Here is a 16,614-nt window from a genome sequence, read left to right as displayed (position 1 = left end):
CAAGCTGGTTAGGTGGTTGCTGTAAGCGCTGAGTTCCCGAAGGGTTGCCGGAAGGGCAGGCAGACTTGTCAGTGAGTTTTCGCCGATGATCAGGGACCGGAGCCGGGATGGCAGGTCGGCTGCCGGGTTCTGAGGCCTCGGATTGGGACGCTTCGGAGCCGAAAACTGAGAAAAAGCCGTCGCTGTCAAGCTGCGTCCGATCTGTATTCATTGTTGTCGCCCCCTATGGCAAAATGAAGAAAATGCGCTGGAGCGCCGCTTCCACAAAGCCGGTCTTTCATTGTGAGGATATCCAAGAAGAAGCGGGCAATCATGGAGCGCGGCCCAACCTGGAGGGCCGAACATGCTGGTCGATTCGGCGCACCAAAGACGGCGAGATGCCCGCGCGGATCTAATCCTCGAAAGGCTCGCCACCTTGAGGGGGATCGGCTGCTTCTCCTCTTCCAGATTGAGCTGATCAAGGTCGAGCCTTGTTGTCTGCTTCGAGGTGTTTTCAACCTAGGACATTGAGCTGTCGAGAAGCTGACTAGTCTCATCGCTAGAGCCCTTGCAGCTTTGCTAGATGCCTGCTGCTAATGGCTGAGATGAGTTCAGCCGAAATGCGCTCATCGTCACCCTCGCCTCTTCGCTCCTCGCCTGACTAGTCTTACAAGATCGGGAAAGGGCCTGCGTCGACGCATATCGCGGCCACTGGCACGTTCTGGCCCGGAATGTCGTCGTGCTCGGTGCCTAACATGCCCCGCGGTCGACTGCGTCGAAGCCTTGCCTTGTGGCCTGCAGCGCAGCCGAACCAGAGAATTGGTAAGCGGCTTTCGCGGTCCTCTCTCTTGGTGACGAACAATTACGCGACCAATTGTGACGCAAGTGCGTTCGGACACATGTGTCGACACCATGCAACCGACTGTGGCCTGATCCGGACGATACGACTCAGATTCAACAAGACTCTCTTGTCGGGTGCTCCCGGAAATGCACGGACGCAGGCACGTCGAGCGTTCGATCATAAAGCGGGTCTGCAGGTGCCGAGCGAGTAGACAGAGCGATACGGTGATGCCCGAACTCATCCGTTCGGTCGATAGATCTGATCGAGAAAATCAATTTTACGATTTGGAGCGTCGTCATATAGACCGTCGAGAGCGGCTGGGGCTAACCTAAGGAAGCGATGTCTCGAATGAAAAAATCTGTGTTAGTGACCGCGAGCGCACTCGCGCTTGCAACGGCGGTGGTGCCTCCTTTTGCTGCAAACGTTGCCGCGCAGCCGGTTGCGGCAAGTGCTCCGGTAGCCGATACATCATATCCCGAGTGCGTGGATGACCCGTTAAATGGTATCTGTGATTTGTTCTTCTGCTTGACCGATCCCTCGTGCGTTCGGCACTGACAACGGAGACATGTCAAGCAGAGAATGAGGATCGAGCCTCGTGCGGCCGCTGCTCCGACAGCGGTCGCATCCTCATGCCGTACGGTTGGGCTGGCAGATGGTACAAGCCGAGCCTTGTTGTTCTCTAGATGACCAGAGTGACGCCTTCGTTACACTTTGATGTCCGCCAATCCGTAACTGTCGTATCGGCGAAGATTGCGTAAACGGCACAAGTTATTCAGACGGCGACGCTGGGTTCGGACAGGAGCCCCTGATCAATGTAAAGCTGCTCCAAATTCAGGATAGATTGTTCTTCCGTGCTATGCTCCGATAGCCGTCCCGGCTCGATGTTTCGCATTTCGGACATCATAGATGTCATCCTTAGCTGTTCGGGTATGGCTAGGGTAACGGTCGTGGCGCTACGGACGTCCGTCTATGGTCGGAAGTGAGTGGCGCCGTTTCCGGCATCATAAACATGGCACAGAGCGCGGCTGCGCCCGCAAAAAGCATGTACCAGGCGGGCACGAGTGCACTTCCGGTAAGGTGGATGAGCCAGGTGACGATCGGTTGAGCTGTGCCTCCAAAAATTGCTATCGCAAAAGCGTAGATTGTCGCGAACGCGCCACCACGAATGTGCCTGGGCAAACCTTCGGCCATGCTCACGTAGAAAGCGCTATACGAAATCGTTCCGATCAGGGTGAGGACGCCGAGACCTCCTAGAAGTGCGAAGGCACTGCGGCTCTCTGCAATCCACAAGAATACCGGATACGTCATGAGCAGTGCAGCGACCTGCGGCCATATCATGATACGTCGACGGCCTACGCGGTCGGCGAGCAGGCCGCCCAGCAGTGCTGCAGCAATCCCCACCGTGTTGCTGATGAGCGTAGTACCAAAGGCGAGAGGCGCGGAAACGCGGAGGGTGTTCAACGCGTAAGTGGTCATATATCCGGTAACATAAGTAGTGATCGTGCAGCCGGCCAAGATGACGAATCCCAGGCTCATGATGCGGCGATCGGGAGGCGATCGCCCAACAGGCTGGGTGACCCGAACCGGCGCCTCGGGGCAGTGCAGCGTTTCGGGCAGGGCGCTCCGCAACCAAAGTCCAAACGGCAACGTAGCGGCGCCGAGCAACAGCGCGATGCGCCATCCGTACGCATTGAGCGCCTCGCTTGTCATGGTGAGCGAGAGTATCTCTCCAACCAACGCTCCGGCCGTCGCAGCTAGCTGTTGGCTCGCGGGCTGAAAAGAGACAGCAAGCCCCCGGGCTTCGGTGGGGGCTGCTTCCATCAAATAGGCGGTCGTCGGACCGAGCTCACCTCCGAGAGCAAAGCCTTGCAGCAAGCGTGCCACGATAGCTAGTGACGGAGCGGCGAGTCCTATTGTCTCGTACGATGGCGTGAGAGCCAATAACAGGACCGAAGCGCTCATCATGGCAAAGCTGGCGGTCATCGCGGGGCGGCGACCGGCTCGATCCGAATACGAGCCGAGCACGATGGCCCCGATCGGCCTGGTCACAAAACCTGCGCCGAAGGTTCCGAGTGACAGCATGAGGCTGGCGAACTGGTCGGTTGCCGGGAAAAAAGCCTGACCGATCTGTATTGCGAAAAAGCTATACGTCCCGAAGTCGTAGAATTCGAGAATATTGCCGATGGTTGCGCCCAACACCGCGCGGCGTGTCAAGCGTCCGTCTGCCGGACCGAGGAGGGGCTCCGGCCTCTCTCGAGTAGATTGCCTCGCCATCCCTTGACCTAATCTGCAGCGCGATGGCTAGCCCGAACATTTCGACCAGACGCGCAAAGTTGCATTCCATTTGCCCGAGCTCGTCCTCAGGGACCGCCTGTCCACGTGCAAGCTGAAGCGCGTAACGGCGAACTCATGGTAACGTCTGCAATAAAAATGCCCGCCTTTCGCGGCCCACTTAATCCTTGTCTGATCGCTGGCCTTGCCGGTGCGACAAATATGAAAGTCTGCTGCAGTTGTCGGGCGCCGCAGACATTGCGCTGCTGTGGGGAGTTTGCGACAAATTGGCGGACGCCGAACACGATTGGAGATGTCTCGCGCCATTTCAGCCGATTGCAGGTTGCCTTCGCTCCTGAAGAAGTCAGCGTGCAACGCCCTTCCTGGCCAAGGCGCTTGCCGCCGCTCAGCGCGCCTGCGGGGGTCGTCGCGCGGCGGACAAGATCCTTCAGCTATCGGTGCTGCACCTTTGCGTCACGGCCGGGATCGCCGGCGAGGAGGGCGAACGCCTGCTCGCGGGACGCTCGCGCCTGGCGACCATCACGGCCCGCGTCGTCCGTCATAAGCTGCATTCGGCGCCGCTCACCCGCGCATCTTGGCTATCTCCTGCGCGAGGGCGTCACCCGAGAGGCCCCGGCTATTCGGCCCCGACGCCAAGATCCCGATCCCAAGTCGCTCCGTGAGCGTTGCCAAAAATTCAGGGTTGTACATCTTGGTCAACCACTTAGACAGCTGTTAGTGACGCCAGAGTAAGAGGACTAATCGTGTGCCCGGACGGGCGAGCACGAATGCGACCTACGTTTCCTCGCTAACGGACGCTTAGGGAAGCGGACATTTCGGCGGCAACGTCGCTACCGCGTGCTACGAATTGCGACGAGTTTCCGTATTCAGGACACGAGCTAATTTTCTTTTCAACACCCTGACACGAACGCCATCTGCCTGACGCAGAGCGTCAATAGAAGCCGCGGCATAGTTGGCGTGTCGTATTGCCTGGCCTGAACATGTATCTTCCGCTTGACCGATGTAGCTCCGGCCTGCCAGGCCTAGGTTGCATCGTGGGTGCGAAGGATCGGAGGCGGGGACCTCGCGGAATGCCCATCCCAGCAGCGGCAGGCGCAGTCCCGGTATCATCCGCACCGCCGCACCTTCGGCCCGTACGCGTGATGATTGTCGGCTGCTTTGCGTCTGGGCGACTTCGTTCTTCATTCCATCAGGTGAACACGTCACTCCGCGCTTACCGGAATCTCACGTGGGTCCCGCTCTCGTCTGTTCTCGAGCTGGCCGCGGCTATCGGAGCCATTCTGGTTAGCGGCCCCGAGCATGGGCGCGAAGCGGCAGCCAGAACGACTGGTTCGCGGGCAGCGGGCGAACTAGGTATGTTCAGTGCAAGACTGGGTCTGGCTGCGGTCCGCATCACTGGACCTCCTAACCATCTTTACGACGAAGTGCGCAATGCACGACGCAGACCCGCGCCCCGGTTGCGAGCCCAAGCGGAATGAGACTTGGCTCGGAGATGATCGCGTCTGCCGTGGCAGATGCGGCCGCAGATTTATCTCCTTCTTCGACCTTTGTCAGCTTCTCGAAAGCCAGCCTCTTTAACATCCGAACTTGGCCTCTCGATGACGAAGCCACCCATCTCTGAATTCGTGACGAACTCAGCTCATTCCCTGGGGGAGATCTTCAAGAGGCCTTTGTTCTCATAACAGGAAGGAGAGCTTTATGGATCCGAACCCGATCGATAATGCCCATTCACCAGAATCGCCGACGGCACACGTCTGGACACAGGAAGATCATGATTTGTTCAGTCAGGTCATGAATGAAGCTGGACCATCATCATCTGCCGCACCTGAGGAAGCGGTAGATGTCTCATTCGCCGTTCCACAGAGGTTTTCACACGGTTCGCAAATCGCCCCTGACGCGATGGTTGATAGGCTATTCCACCACGGTCTCTTGCCGGACGCGGACCAGCGGACGATGACTTATGAAATCCTAGGTCACCGCTACACGGCCGGTTTGGATGAGTCCAATCGTGTTCGCCTTGTTCTTAACCCTGCGGAGGACCAAGTGGTTGGGGCCGGCCGGGCGGGGGTACCGGACTTCGGAGCCTTCTTCACGGAGAACCGGCGTTTTGGAACGCCGCTACCACGGCAATGGGCGACACCTGCCCTAATGGACAAGCTGCGCCAAGAGGGTTTTATGCCGACCGCAGATAACTCCACCACAATCCTACTTAACGGACGGGCCTACAAAGCCGAATTAGCCGAAGGAGGGTTCGTTAGGCTTACACGGGAGACAACCGGGCGGTGAACCGATCGCGCGGGGCTGGAGGACTGCGATCACTTCGGTTGTCCTTAGCTGGAGAGACATTCGCCCCATAGTGGATTATTCGCGCCGCCAGTGGGTACGCATCCTCGGGCCCACTGGCAGCCCACGAGATGAACGGTCATCCTGGCCGTTTCGTCTCGTGGCGGCGGCCTGTCAATCCCACCCCGCCATATTGCCCCGGTATTGCCTCATCTGGGGATGTTAGTTTCGCTTGATCGATGTAGGTCCGGCTAACGTCAGTCCGGGATTGCACCATGCCGCGCAGGATCGGAAGTTACTGGAGTGGCGGAATGCCCAACACACGCGGCCAGCGCCGCAGCTTTAGCCGTGCCGGATGATCGTCTCGGCTGCTTTGCCTGAGCGATCCCAACAAACTCTGCAGGATGGTGTGGTGCAGGCGGATCTGTTCGGGGCGTTGCTTCGCGAGGCGACTGAGGATTGCATGCGCGGTCAAACCGGGCTCGGCCGCAAGCCAGCGCTCGAAGTCGGCTGGGTCCGCGCAAGTTGGGTAGCGAAACCGGTGACCTGGAGGGGGTACTCGGAAAACGACGTAGGCCCCGCCGATGCGAGCCTAGATAGCCTTGGCAGACGGGCGAGGTATTCTCAAGGAGCTGGCAGCAAAGGTCGTGTAGCCGCAACCACTGTCGCAAGTGGCTTCGCGTAGCGGTGGGATCGCGTGAGCGTATTTATCGGTCGGGAGTCCGGCCATTTGGCTACCAGATCTGGGCGTTGGCAAGCAGTACCTTCGCAGTAGGATCACGGCAAAGAGCGCATGCACATAGATTTTGCGCAAACAGCTTCGAAACGCGGAAAAGAACGCCATGGCGAACATCAATCTCAGCTCCCAATCCATTGCAGGTGCACGCGCCGGACAGCGAGCCATCACCGCCCTGAGAGTCATCAAATGGAGAGTGCTGGCCCCGAGACGTCGAGGTTTCCAGATGACACGCGGAATGAAGCCGATGACGCGGATGGTCGCAGCAACAAGGCGCGCGCTCGCCATGTACGATCTCGACCGGTGCTGCGCAATCTGGTGGCTCTATCGTCTCCACTTCGGAGTCACCGGCGACGCGATGTTGGGGCTCGCCGCGGTCTCGGTTGCCCAGGAAAGATCGCGCTGCGGAATTTAGAAATCGTGCATCGAGCGCATCCCAGCTCGGTTGCAATGGGGTGCTCAATCGGCTTTGATGCGAGCTCCGTCCGAGCCAAGAGATCGAGCTGTTATTAGTGCAACGAGCTTTTTGGTGGACGAGCTTTGGTTCGGGGGCGAGAGTTGGGCTCGCCTTGTCCAAGGCGGGTGATATGCAATCGTAACAACCGGGTGTATAGCGTCAATCGCAACGTACCAATCCTCGGCTTCAGTTGCGCGCCGAGGACTGGTCATCAGAAAACTTCAGAACGGCATCTAACAATCTGAAGTTTGGAGCCTCGTTAGTGAGGTCCTTAATTGAACTTGTAAGAGGCCTGAAAGAACGTGCCCCACCGTTCCATGCTGTACTTCGCAAATGTTGGCGGCCACCGATCGCAGCCGGGTTCGCAGTGCCTGCCTTTGGCATCCTTGTTTGTCCACATGGCCCAATAGCGGCCTCCAACGCCTAGACTGATATTCTTGGTGACAAAGTACGACAGAAGGCCTTCAATTTGGACTCCGCCGCCACCATTGCCGTATTGTTCAGAAAAGGTGGTCTCATCTCGCAAGAGATGATAGTCGCGGCCTTTGAAATCGGTCCAGGGCAGGTAAGCGATATCAGCATTCAGGCGCCAGCGCTTGGTCAGCATAGTTTCGGCGCTCAAGCCGATTCGAGGCGCATTCCATTGTGTATCCTCCGCACCGATGATTCTAGCCTCGCCCGGCTTCAGACATGCTTCATCCCGAGGGGCGATCCGAACGCAACCAATGGAGTCTGAGCTCTGGCTGTAATAGGCCCAGCCTATAAATGCACCGACCTTGTAGTTCGCGCTGCGCAGGAAATCGTAACCGGCGTCCGCCGTGTAATATGCGAACCTTCCATTTGACTGACCTGAAAGTGTAGTTTGGTACGGGTATAATTCGTTCAGGACCCCCCAATCCTCGTCGTTCATCTTCCCTTTGTTGAAGCTTCCGATGCCAACGTTCCCCTTCAGGAACACTCCCCAGGGACTGTCGACGCGGCCGAATACCTCCCCCGAAAGCCCGTCCAGTCCGTGATAAGTGAGCCGCGATACGAGTATGCTGGGGTCTGGGACATCGTTATTAAAAATTGCGCTGTGGTCCCACTGGAATCGTCCCCGGCTCAGCCAGAGCCGCGAGCCGCCTTCGAAGGACCAACCGGGCGCGTAAGGAATGGGTGGTACGCTGCGCGCTGACTCCGCATACGGCGCATCGGACCTTGGTGCGGCCCCTGGGTCCACGCCAAAGTGGTAGTTCAGACCAACTCTTCCGATGTGATAGTTGCTGGACAGGCTAGTTGTGTTCGCCGGCAGAATTGTAGGCGGAGATAATTGCGCCGTCGAAGCGGTGGCGACACTCGGTCCGGCAAAATGCAAATAGTCGTACTCGACATTCACCGACCATGCAGGCGTAAGGGCTTGCGAAAGACCGAGCCCGATGACGCCACCAACTCGGCCATAGTCAAAATGGGTTTCCTCCTGTGGCTGGTCCTCCGGTTCCGCGTTGTTGACGACGTCGCCCCGATTGTTTTGCCAGGCGACGCCCGCCTTGAGATAGGCAAGCGTCCTCCCGAGCGCGCCGAAGGCGTAGCCGATGTGGCCGGTCCCGGTCGCAAAGAGGTTGGGACCTGCGTTGCAGTTTGCGCTTACAATCCAGTGGGAGGCGGCTAGGCAAGTGTTTGAGCCATTGGCGGCAGCTACGCTGGCATCCAGTTCGAGGCCGAACACCCAACTGCTATTCTGCCAATTGTAGCCGATCTGGCCACCTGCGACAAACAATGGAACATCGATAACGTCGCCATAGATTGACGGGCCAAAGGGATTGCTAAAGGAGGTTCGGCCGTACCCGCCGCCGCCGTGCCCGCCAATGTAGCCTCCAGACCAGTTCCACACCGCCGGTGGCAGTACTTGTCGCTCGCGGTTCGCCATAGCTGTACCCGTTGTGACGAGCGCCGCCGTCGTAGCACCCAAAAAGAGAACTCTTGATCGCATAATGATTGCCCTGCACTTTCCCGAGACGCGGTCCCGCTCGCTAAGTATCGCCGCACGGCAAATCATCGGAGCGACCAGACACGTAATGACGCGCCGGGGCTGCTCCGAAGATCACCGCACTACGATTGGTGATGAAGTCCCGAACGAAGCAAGCCGCGTGCCGGACTAATTCGTATCTTCTGCGCGCGTTTTCTAAGAGTGTGTCGCGTCAACTTCCTTATGGTGGTTTGAACGCGGACAATTGAGCGTCGATAATCCTACATTGCGTATCGAGCGTAGAAGGCACGCGCATGTGGGACGTTTATATTTGTTCATTGAAGTGTGCGCGGACCCGTTCCGATCTTGATGAAACAGCGTACTCTAAAGTGCAGTGTTCTTGTCTCCGCGCCAGCTGCGGTGACGGCAAGCAGCCGGTCGTTGCGAGTACAGCTCGTCTTAGTCTTTGGGAGCGTGAGTGCCGCGAGTAAGGCTAGGAGTCGTGCCCGGACCGCTTTTGCGGCGCCCCGTTGTCTTACGGCTTTCGTCGCCTTCGTTGCGTCCTCGATCGCGTACTGAACGACGGCAAGGTCGGATGGAGCGCGGGCCGAGCTCGATCACTCTTTAGTGGCTGATCTCATGGCCCAAACGGATCTCAGGGGCGCGCCTGGATGGGAAATGATCTTCTCTGCGCTGCGCGCGAAAGTAGATCGAGGGGCAAAGATCGAGTCACAAGCGATCGTTATCAAGTGCCCTTTGTGAACAGCACATCTGCGACTCTGAAGTCACGCGGCATAATCAGCGTATGCTAAGATGCTATCAGACTCAGTCCCTGCAGCATGTCAGTTGCGGTTGGGAATTGATCGAGCATCATCAGATTGTGTAGTAAATGCGATATCGGGCATACTCCCGCGGAGATCTTGCCTACGTTAGGCTCTACAAATGTTGTGGAATCCACGTCGCGGCTATGCGTCATGGTAAGCACATTCCTGGCCTTGGGGTCACCGCACTCTGCACGCTAGGGATGTCGAACAGCGCTGCGCTCGCAATAATCTCCAGGCTCAAGGAGGCAGCCGCAAAAGAAAAGCTGGGTCGGTCCACGGCCGCAATTAGTTGCCGAAGCTCTTCCCGTAAATTTCGCAGACGATTCAAGTCGTCAGACCGCGAACTGAATCCACTGCCGCCTAGCTCGTTGGGCACAACATTCACGGATGGTTCTTTATTCCGCGATAGGTCACGCGTCGGACCGAAAAGCAGTCGTAAGCCAGTTCTTCATCAGGTTGTACGTGACGCGCCGTTAGAAGTCGGCGATGATGGTGTTGATATGTGTTTGGCTGACTGCTGTTGTTCATGAAGCGGGCGTTGTCAGCATTGTACTCTATAACGCCATCATTAACCTTGTAGTCTCTTGGATAGCCATGCTTACCAATAGAGCCAGTTGGAGCTAGAGCTTCGCTTCGGAGATCGCCCGGCTGCGCCAGCGGAACGAACGGCCGCGCATGGAGCGCTACCTTTCAAAAAATCGACCTCGATCTTTGCCGGAACCCGAACTGTCATTTTCGGATGACTGCAGAGGCCTTGTCGAGAGCGTCGCCGATGCCTGCGCGATGCGCGCCCAAAGCGCTGCATGGTTTGCCCTTACCGCAACGTTTTCAGCGATAGCCTTCCGCAAGGTTTGCGAGGTGAGCCACATGCTCAATGCAATTCATGCCTAGCCGAGTTGTGAGTGGCCGAACCGAGGGCGCAAACGATTGTCGAAGACGTAGTGCGACTATGAGCAAGGTGGCCGCTGCGCAACATGTCGCCTTTACCAAGAACCGAGTGTCAGGTTTAAGACGGACGTCCAAAAGTCGACACTTAGATGGGTTGGGAACGCCGGAGAACCTCGCCTTTCAAACGGCACGCTGCTTGCTCATTCGAAAGGCAGCGGACGCACTTCCTGCATGCCTGCGGTTTGAAGCCGAGCATGCATCTTCCGAATGCTTCCACTCACCTAGCAAGATGCTCGAGGCCGGCTAACTTCAGGACAATTCCCATGAAAAATTCTCTCTTTCTCGCAGCGTCGCTATCCATGAGCTGTTTGATGGCCACGGGACTTTCCCCGACGCCAGCGCCTGCGAGCGTGGCTGAAGATCCTTTTCTTTGGCTTGAAGAAATCGAAGGGCCGCGCGCATTGGCTTGGGCTCGCACCGAGAACGACAAGACACTCAGTGCGCTCCAATCTGATCCACGTTACCAGCGCTTCTACGGGGAAGCGCTCCACATTCTTCAGGCCAAGGACCGGATTCCGTACGTCTCAATGGGACGACGCGGTCTCGACAATTTTTGGCAGGACGAGAACCACGTGCGCGGCGTCTTGCGGCGTACTACGCTTGAAAGCTATCGCAGCCAAACCCCCCGATGGGAGACCATCCTCGACGTGGATGCTCTCGCTGACGCGGACAAGAAGAACTGGGTTCTTCAAGGGGTGAGCTGCCTTCCGCCCGAAGAGCGCCTATGCTTGCTCAACCTGTCCGACGGTGGAAAGGACGCTGTGTTCGTCCGGGAGTTCGACGCAGTTGCCAAAACCTTCGTCACAAAGGGCTTCGCACTTCCCGAGGGAAAACAGCAGGTCACTTGGGTCAATAGCGACACGGTCCTGGTTACACGAGATTGGGGCGAAGGGACCATGACACAAGCCGGTTACCCTTTCGTTGTGAAGGAGCTCAAGCGCGCTCAGTCGCTGGCGGAAGCGCACGAGGTCTTCCGTGGCGAGCCGACCGATGTCGAGGCTACACCATTCGTGCTGCGCGACAGTGAAGGTACGGTCCATGCGACCGGCGCCGACCGCCGCATCAGTTCGTTCGAGCATGAGTATGTTCTCTTTGGGTCCAAGCCGATTAAGCTCAATCTGCCAAAGAAGTCGACCATCGGAGGCATCGCGAGTGGTCGCCTGCTGGTGACGCTAAACGAAGACTGGATGCCGCCGTCCGGAGACACGCCCTTCTCAGCGGGCTCAATCATCTCGTATGACCTGACCGAATGGAAGCAGGATCCGCTGCGCGCCATGCCAACCCTCGTGTTTAAGCCTGGGCCTCGACAAGCGATCAGCGGATTCACCGCCACAAGAAACTTGTTAATCCTAACGATTCTCGACAATGTTCAGAGTAGGGCGTTCGTCTACAAGTACCATCAAGGCGCCTGGCAGGCCACGCCGATCCCGCTTCCAGACAATGCGAGTGTCGGTGTAGCTGCGGCATCGGGTCAAACCGACGAGGCGATGTTCACCGTCTCCAGCTTTTTTAGCCCGACGATGCTCTGGTACTTCGACGCCGCAACCGGTCGCCTTGAGACCCTGAAGACGACACCTCCTCGGTTCGACCCCTCGAGACATGTCGTCGAACAGTTCGAGGCAATCTCGCGCGATGGCACCCGCATTCCTTACTTTTTGCTACGACCTAAGAGCGCCCGGTTTGATGGATCAACTCCAACACTTCTCTACGGCTATGGTGGGTTTCAGATTCCGCTCATCCCCGCTTACGCCGGCCTCACCGGACGACTCTGGCTCGAGCAGGGCAACGCGTATGTTGTCGCGAACCTGCGCGGCGGCGGTGAGTTCGGGCCCCTATGGCACCAGACTGCCCAAGGAGCAACGAAGCAGCGGACATGGGATGATTTTATCGCCGTCGCGGAGGACTTGATTCGGCGCAAAATCACTTCTCCCCGCCGGCTAGGCGTGGTCGGCGGTAGCCAAGGTGGCCTCCTGGTAGGGACCGCAATCACCCAACGAACCGACCTCTTCAATGCGGCCATCTTACGGGTTCCGCTGTTCGATATGGTTCGGTTCACGAAGCTGGGCGCCGGGGCCTCCTGGATCAGCGAGTATGGCGATCCGAGCATTCCCGATCAGCTCAAGTGGCTCGAGGCTTACTCGCCCTATCAGAGGTTGGTGCCAGGCAAGACCTACCCGGCCCCCTTCATTCTCACGTCCACCAAGGACGACCGCGTCCATCCAGCGCATGGCCGCAAGGCAGCGGCAAGGCTCGCTGCATTGGGCCAACCGTACTTCTACTATGAGAATACCGACGGGGGGCATAGCGCCGCCGCCAATCTAATTGAACAGGCACGCCGGATCGCTTTGGAATATACGTACCTATCCCAGCGGCTTGTCGATGAGTGATGGCGAGGACGAAGATCTACTTCAATGATGACGCTTGACGGACGACGTTATCGGCAGCGGCGTCAGCAAGCCGGTCTTTGCTCATTCTCGGCGGGAGATGGTATCTCGCTGGCGATGAATGCGACCGATCAGCTACGTCCGCCGTCTCGCCTATCAGTCCCTGTCGGTCACTCAAGGCCGGGTTCTCGTTAACACCCACGAGGCATTTCCTGTGAACAGCCCTCAGGGCAAAGCCGGCGCTAGCCTCTCAATCCCGTGGCCAACTTCAATGGGCGGATACAGATAGGGATAGCGCCTTTCTCATGAAGTCGTGACAGAACAGCACTGAGCGGTTGCAGGAACTACCGTGGCAGATTGAGCCGGTATTGATAGGCCACGCTTCCATTGACCGATTGCGCAAAGGCCTGTCAGCTTGCGGTAAGCTATCACAGATACAGAGCCCTTGGGGTTAACGGGATGTGGCAGGGACAGCGCTTTTGCTCCAGACGCGATCCGCGCCGAGTCACCTTTCCGCTAGTCTCAACGGCAGTGCGGATGTGGTAGGGACTAGTTGGTCTGGTTTCACGCCCGGGTCGGTTAGTACCGAGCCGCACCCGCACTGTTTTACATCTCGCTGTCGACGGAAGATAGCCGACGCCTTGCATCCCACGAGCAATTTGGGATCCGAGGCTCGCCTCGGCATGGGCGCAGCCGCGCATCGAACGGCGCGGCGGCAGCAGGGGGGTAGGCTGGGTGCTTGCGGAGTCGGACATTAACAACAGAACGCGACGGCGGCGTAAGTCCGGTTCTAAGCAATCTCGTTTTGGGTTTGTTGCAATCGAGCGCTCGTGACTCGCACATAACACGCTTGCGCGAGCACTCCCGAGGGAAGCGAGACGGCGTACATAAGCTATTGCAGCGCAGCCGGTTTTGCGAGCGGGACTATAGTGTGCCAAGCGGGGGCTTCTCGTTCTGGGTACGGCTTATCGCGGGTACGGATCCGGAGAGGTTTATTGACGCTGCAAGCCGCGAGCACGACGTGCACCTTACAAATGGTCGGAACTATGGCCCACGAAGTGGCGGTCACATGCGCCTGTGTTTCAGCGATCTTCCAATATCTCTCATTGAGCAGGGGCTGGAGCGCTTAGGGTAATTTGCATGCTAAACTCTAGATGCATGTGGTATGTTTCAGCAGAGTTTCCCCATCTGACGCGGGGTCGCAACTCCAGCGTCAAGCGCCGACACTTCTGAAGAGCGGGCTTACGCGGACACACGAGTCGCTGTCCTGCTTTGTTGCCCGCCGGCAAGGTCGTGCGCTCTAATCGACCCTCCCATCACTCGTCCGAAGTTCGAAGAAATGTTCGAGCTATAAGGGGGCGTCGCTCCCATGCACTGGAAGCAAAAGTATACGATCCCGATTTGGAGCAAGAACGGCTCGCGACGAGCCGCTTACTGAAGAGCCGGTCAGGGGCGTCCCAAACCACAATCAGTGCAGCGCGAATGGAAGCTCCATACGTCCGGCTTGGCCGCCGCGGTACGGCCGATCCCGATGCCCGTCCACTGACAGTGGTCGGATCGCGTGCTTACGGTCTCATCTTGACGGTGCAAAGCTCGTCCAGGATTCATCTCTTATCGCGCCGACCGATGACGCTCGGCCAGGGCTGATGTGATTTCGCACTTTGCGCGCGTGCTGATCGTCCCTGCCGTAACGGCCACACCCGTGCGTGCACCTGCGGCGCCGCCGGTATGCCGTTTGCGATCCAAAAAATGACGAGTCGTCGGCTCCCATGCCGCCGCAAGACTTCATCGGCCGGGAGGAGGGCGGGTCCTGAAGCCCAAGAAGCCCAGTGACGATCAAGAGCCGCGGGGCCATTTCGTTCTGGAGATGTCGCGATGCATTGCCTCACGAAGGGACGGCCTCGTCAGCTTCTGGAAAGCCTATCCATAATAGGATCAGCTCAATTGATGTCTTGGACGTGAGGCTAGCGTGGACCCGTACAATTCCGATCCATTCAATCCAACAGCTTGGTCCCAGGTGCAACACGCGATGTTGGAAGAGGACCAGGGGGGCCATGCCAGCCAAGAGGGTTTTGAGCAGCACTTGGCCGAGGCGCGCCCGCCAGATCCGGGTCCTGTCTCCGGTGGCGGCCGCAGCGGCCGCAACTACCATCCCCATCTCTCTGCAGAACATCGGGACATTATCGACAAAGCGATTGCCCAATATGTGGCTCAGAAAAACCCACAACGGAAGACGGTTAACCGCTACACGCAGGCGCTTCGCCGACTTGGAAATGATCTTGGCGCTAATCGAATTATGATTGATTTGGGGGACCACCAGTCCCTGGTCCGTTACGTCAAGACTTACTTCCCGAAGGTCGAAGACATGAAGAAAGGGTTGGGTGTCCTTCGTGCGTATCATGATCCGAGCTATGTAACTTCTGGCGGGCGGCCGCGCACGATCCCTTCAGCGGAAGACGCGCCCCTCTCAGAGCGGCTTAGTGCCAGTGGCATGAAGCCGGGCAGTGCTGCTCGTCATGATCGTAGTCTTCGCAGATTTTCTAACGCGCTTAATCTTGCGGGCTACTCGATATCGGGGCTAGACCACGCTACGCGCATTGAATTCGCTCAGAAGTTGTTCCCAAAGGATGAGCATCTGTTGTTCGCGTTGGGTAAGGTGCGCGATGACGAGGACGTTTCCGGCGCGGGTGCGTCTCGGGAGCCCGGCGGTTATGCTGTCCCGTCGCCCACATCGCATCTTTATCCGGATGACGCCCGCATCATTGATGGCCTGGAAAAGGCAGAGCTGGGCATGCTCAAACCCGAGGATACTAGCCGGAAAAAAGTTGCTCAAAATCTGGCCCGCAACCAACGAAGATTCGGTGCTTGGCTCCAAAGGGAGGGGCGGGGGAGCATAGTGAGCCGACTCACCGGCACCAGTGAGCAGCAAAAGTCGTTGAACGACGATTACAAGGACTTTAAAAAATCCAGTCGAAGCGCGGACATGGGCTTCGATCGGGTTCGGAACTATTTATTAATCGTCGAGGCGAACGCTGCGCTGGGCGTCTCCCCTGAACAGGCAGGCGGGGAGCCGCGGCGCGGCGGGTCGAACTCAACGTGGTCGCCGCACCTGCCGCATGATTTTGAGGGGCCGGCGGCGGAAGCGGTGCCAGATGGGTCGTCGGCGATCTACCAAGGTCTCGACTCCTTCGTTGATCTGCCATACACGCCGCAGGCGGTGAGAGACGATGCTCAGTCCGCGCCGGTGAGTGGGGCAGCCGCCAGACCGCCTCTCTTAAACGGACCATCGGACGCGCCTGCTCAATCGTCGGACATTTTCCGCGGTCTTCAGTCTTTCGTTGATCTGCCGTACACACCGCAGCAGATGCGAGACGATGCTCGGTCGCGGCCGGTGAGTGGGGCTGCCGCCAAACCGCCGCTCTCCACCGGACCATCGGACGCGCCAGCTCAGTCGTCAGACATGTACCGCGGTCTCAACTCTTTCGTTGATCTGCCGTACACACCGCAGCAGATGCGAGATGATGCTCAGTCGGCGCCGGTGGGTTCGGCTGCCGCCAGACCGCCGCTCTTCACCGCACCATCAGACGTGCCAGCTCAGTCGTCAGACATCTACCGCGGTCTCAACTCTTTCGTTGATCTGCCGTACACACCGCAGCAGATGCGAGATGATGCTCAGTCAGCGCCGATGGGTGGGGCTGGTGCCAGACCGCCGCTCTTCACCGAACCATCAGACGCGCCAGCTCAGTCGTCAGACATATACCGCGATCTCGACTCTTTCGTTGATCTGCCGTACACACCGCAGCAGATGCGAGATGATGCTCAGTCAGCGCCGGTGGGTTCGGCTGCCGCCAGACCGCCGCTCTTCACCGCACCATCAGACGTGCCAGCTCAGTCGTCAGACATCTACCGCGGTCTCAACTCTTTC

General features: G+C 58.2%; 7 protein-coding genes and 1 pseudogene. 6 read left to right on the top strand and 2 right to left on the bottom strand.

All coding sequences use genetic code 11. From position 1 onward, the window contains the following. Nucleotides 1-107: 107 nt before the first annotated feature. Nucleotides 108-395: a hypothetical protein gene (locus tag AC24YW_RS32360; protein WP_487486518.1), complete on the top strand. Its 288-nt coding sequence runs from the start codon at nucleotides 108-110 to the stop codon at nucleotides 393-395. 1,358 nt (nucleotides 396-1,753) lie between these two features. On the opposite strand, the gene AC24YW_RS32355 is transcribed toward AC24YW_RS32360, so the two are convergent. After that, on the bottom strand, nucleotides 1,754-3,094 hold the full coding sequence (locus AC24YW_RS32355) for an MFS transporter (RefSeq protein WP_487486517.1): 1,341 nt from the start codon (nucleotides 3,092-3,094) through the stop codon (nucleotides 1,754-1,756). A 1,716-nt stretch (nucleotides 3,095-4,810) separates the two neighbouring features. Here AC24YW_RS32355 and AC24YW_RS32350 point away from each other — a divergent pair. Continuing rightward, on the top strand, nucleotides 4,811-5,398 hold the full coding sequence (locus tag AC24YW_RS32350) for a hypothetical protein (RefSeq protein WP_172789398.1): 588 nt from the start codon (nucleotides 4,811-4,813) through the stop codon (nucleotides 5,396-5,398). 839 nt (nucleotides 5,399-6,237) lie between these two features. Beyond that, nucleotides 6,238-6,546: a hypothetical protein gene (locus AC24YW_RS32345; protein WP_487486516.1), complete on the top strand. Its 309-nt coding sequence runs from the start codon at nucleotides 6,238-6,240 to the stop codon at nucleotides 6,544-6,546. Between the two features lie 313 nt (nucleotides 6,547-6,859). Here the strand turns inward: AC24YW_RS32345 and AC24YW_RS32340 are convergent, their stop codons facing one another. Continuing rightward, nucleotides 6,860-8,494 (bottom strand): outer membrane beta-barrel protein, encoded by a 1,635-nt coding sequence (locus AC24YW_RS32340; protein ID WP_487486515.1) that lies wholly within the window; start codon nucleotides 8,492-8,494, stop codon nucleotides 6,860-6,862. A 1,538-nt stretch (nucleotides 8,495-10,032) separates the two neighbouring features. On the opposite strand from AC24YW_RS32340, the gene AC24YW_RS32335 reads away from it, so the two are divergent. The 3 genes and pseudogenes from AC24YW_RS32335 to AC24YW_RS32325 form a co-directional block, all read left to right on the top strand. Beyond that, nucleotides 10,033-10,248, top strand: a complete 216-nt coding sequence (locus AC24YW_RS32335; protein ID WP_487486514.1) for a hypothetical protein — start codon at nucleotides 10,033-10,035, stop codon at nucleotides 10,246-10,248. A gap of 320 nt (nucleotides 10,249-10,568) precedes the next feature. Next, on the top strand, nucleotides 10,569-12,692 hold the full coding sequence (locus AC24YW_RS32330; protein ID WP_487486513.1) for a prolyl oligopeptidase family serine peptidase: 2,124 nt from the start codon (nucleotides 10,569-10,571) through the stop codon (nucleotides 12,690-12,692). 1,966 nt (nucleotides 12,693-14,658) lie between these two features. After that, nucleotides 14,659-16,614 (top strand): annotated as a pseudogene (locus AC24YW_RS32325) (hypothetical protein); the annotation flags it as partial.

It is taken from the genome of Bradyrhizobium sp. USDA3516 (genome assembly GCF_057651995.1).
The sequence above is the reverse complement of the archived record's forward strand: the minus strand, read 5'-3'. Positions and strand labels throughout refer to the sequence as shown.

Excerpts from the sequence above, each read along its gene's own strand:
- AC24YW_RS32360 (WP_487486518.1), top strand. The coding sequence starts at position 108 with ATGGCAGGTCGGCTGCCGGGTTCTGAGGCCTCGGATTGGGACGCTTCG.
- AC24YW_RS32355 (WP_487486517.1), bottom strand. The coding sequence starts at position 3,094 with ATGGCGAGGCAATCTACTCGAGAGAGGCCGGAGCCCCTCCTCGGTCCG.
- AC24YW_RS32350 (WP_172789398.1), top strand. The coding sequence starts at position 4,811 with ATGGATCCGAACCCGATCGATAATGCCCATTCACCAGAATCGCCGACG.
- AC24YW_RS32345 (WP_487486516.1), top strand. The coding sequence starts at position 6,238 with ATGGCGAACATCAATCTCAGCTCCCAATCCATTGCAGGTGCACGCGCC.
- AC24YW_RS32340 (WP_487486515.1), bottom strand. The coding sequence starts at position 8,494 with ATGGCGAACCGCGAGCGACAAGTACTGCCACCGGCGGTGTGGAACTGG.
- AC24YW_RS32335 (WP_487486514.1), top strand. The coding sequence starts at position 10,033 with ATGGAGCGCTACCTTTCAAAAAATCGACCTCGATCTTTGCCGGAACCC.
- AC24YW_RS32330 (WP_487486513.1), top strand. The coding sequence starts at position 10,569 with ATGAAAAATTCTCTCTTTCTCGCAGCGTCGCTATCCATGAGCTGTTTG.